Source organism: Photobacterium sp. BZF1 (assembly GCF_014349205.1).
In the GTDB taxonomy this organism is placed as follows: domain Bacteria; phylum Pseudomonadota; class Gammaproteobacteria; order Enterobacterales; family Vibrionaceae; genus Photobacterium.
This window is the reverse complement of the sequence record NZ_JACSOF010000311.1, coordinates 1-1,297: the sequence shown is the minus strand read 5'-3', so window position 1 is coordinate 1,297 and position 1,297 is coordinate 1. Positions and strand designations below refer to the sequence as shown.

At 43.4% G+C, this 1,297-nt stretch carries 1 protein-coding gene; it reads left to right on the top strand.

The genetic code is table 11. The annotated features are described in order from the left end of the window. Positions 1-1,294 (top strand): ATP-binding protein (locus BIZ37_RS30190; RefSeq protein ID WP_187464676.1); only part of this gene is annotated, 1,294 nt, incomplete at its 5' end. Between the last annotated feature and the right edge of the window lie 3 nt (positions 1,295-1,297).

The following is a 1,297-nucleotide window of genomic DNA, read 5'->3' as shown; positions in this document are numbered from 1 at the left end:
TCTAGAATGGCAATTGCCCGATGATGAGGGCGGACTGTGGATCAGTTTAAGTGGTACACCATATTTCAACAAGCAAGGCCACTTACTTGGATATCGAGGTACGGCCAAAGATATCACTAGTAGAAAGCGCCAGATTGAAGAGATTAAAAAGGCAAGAAGACAAGCAGAAGATGCAAACAAGGCAAAATCTGAATTTCTGGCCATGATGAGCCATGAAATTCGCACGCCACTCAATGCTGTTCTTGGCTTATTGGATATGCTTGGTGACTCTGGGCTCGACAACAAGCAGCAAGGCTGGATCAATCAAATGGATCAGTCTGCGCAATTATTGCTGACTATCATTAATGATATCTTGGATTTATCTCGTATTGAGTCAACCAGCTTTGAGCTCTTCAACAGTCAAATCCGCCTATCTGACTGTATAGATTTGGTCGTCACTCAGCTAGACGAGCAAGCGAAGAAGAAAGGTATTCAGCTTAGCAGCAAAATCCAAAGTGATGTTCCACAGCAGATTATCGGTGATAAAAACCGAATCTCTCAGGTGCTGTTTAACCTGGTAGGTAATGCAATTAAGTTTACCAATGAAGGTTCGGTCTCAGTTGATGTGAGTTGTACCGAGAACAAGCTGTTTTTAAAAATCAGTGACACTGGTATCGGTATTTCACCAGAAGCACAAAAGCAGCTTTTCAAACCATTCAAGCAAGCAGACGGAAGTATTACCCGCAAATATGGCGGAACCGGTTTGGGGCTGGCGATTAGCCAACACTTGATCACCAAGATGCAAGGTGAAATCCAACTTGAAAGTCAGTTGGATGTAGGCAGTTGTTTTACCGTGAGCTTGCCTTTGAATAGCGTTGAGGTGGCCAATCAAGAAACGGATGTGCCAGCGGTTGATGTAGAGCACTTACCAAAACTGAATATCCTTGTGGCGGAAGATAGCCCAACAAATCAGTTGGTGGCAAAACTGATGCTAGAGAAACGTGGCCATAAAGTAACGATTGCCAATAACGGTCAGGAAGTGTTGGATATTGATGAGAACTGCTTTAGCAAACTCGACATTATCCTGATGGACATCTCTATGCCAGTAATGGATGGCATAAGTGCGACAAAGGCTCTACGAGAGAACGGAAAGACAATTCCAATTATCGCGTTGACCGCCAATGTGATGAAATCGGATCAACTGGCATATTTTGAAGTTGGTATGGATGACTTCATTGCCAAACCAATCATCGCAGGTGAACTCGATAAGATTCTCGCTAAATATCAGATGTTGATAGCCAGTCAGCATTCTTGAATC